This is a genomic window from Aquamicrobium segne (assembly GCF_042656785.1).
GTDB classification, from domain to species: Bacteria; Pseudomonadota; Alphaproteobacteria; order Rhizobiales; family Rhizobiaceae; genus Mesorhizobium; species Mesorhizobium segne.
Window position 1 is genome coordinate 1 of record NZ_JBHSLL010000083.1, and the last position, 742, is coordinate 742.

Annotated in this window: 1 protein-coding gene; it reads right to left on the minus strand. The window is 60.9% G+C overall.

What is annotated here, in order from left to right; translation table 11 throughout:
- Positions 1–742: IS6-like element IS6100 family transposase (locus ACFPLB_RS17635; protein ID WP_378232100.1), on the minus strand; the 742-nt coding region annotated here is incomplete at both ends.

Here is a 742-nt window from a genome sequence, read left to right on the forward strand (position 1 = left end):
GAAATGGTGGTTGAGCATGCCCATGGCCTCCGTCAGCGCCGAGGGCCCAATGCCAAAAGCTCTCTCCACAAGGCGCACCTCGCCCCTGATGCCGGGCTGCAGGCACCAGGGGCGAGCCTGTCCTTTGCGCAGGGCTCGCATGACTTCGAATCCCTTGATCGTGGCATAGGCCGTGGGGATCGATTTGAAACCGCGCACCGGCTTGATCAGTATCTTGAGCTTTCCGTGATCGGCCTCGATCACGTTATTGAGATACTTCACCTGCCGGTGGGCCGTCTCCCGGTCCAGCTTTCCTTCGCGCTTCAATTCGGTGATCGCTGCACCATAGCTCGGCGCTTTGTCGGTATTGAGCGTGGCAGGCTTTTCCCAGTGCTTCAGGCCTCGCAGGGCCTTGCCCAGGAACCGCTTCGCTGCCTTGGCGCTGCGGGTCGGCGACAGGTAGAAATCGATCGTGTCGCCCCGCTTGTCGACTGCCCGGTACAGGTAGGTCCACTTGCCCCGCACCTTGACGTAGGTTTCATCCAGGCGCCAGCTCGGATCAAAGCCACGCCGCCAGAACCAGCGCAGCCGCTTCTCCATCTCCGGGGCGTAGCACTGGACCCAGCGATAGATCGTCGTATGGTCGACCGAAATGCCGCGTTCCGCCAGCATTTCCTCAAGGTCGCGATAGCTGATCGGATAGCGACAATACCAGCGCACCGCCCACAGGATCACATCACCCTGGAAATGGCGCCACTTGAAA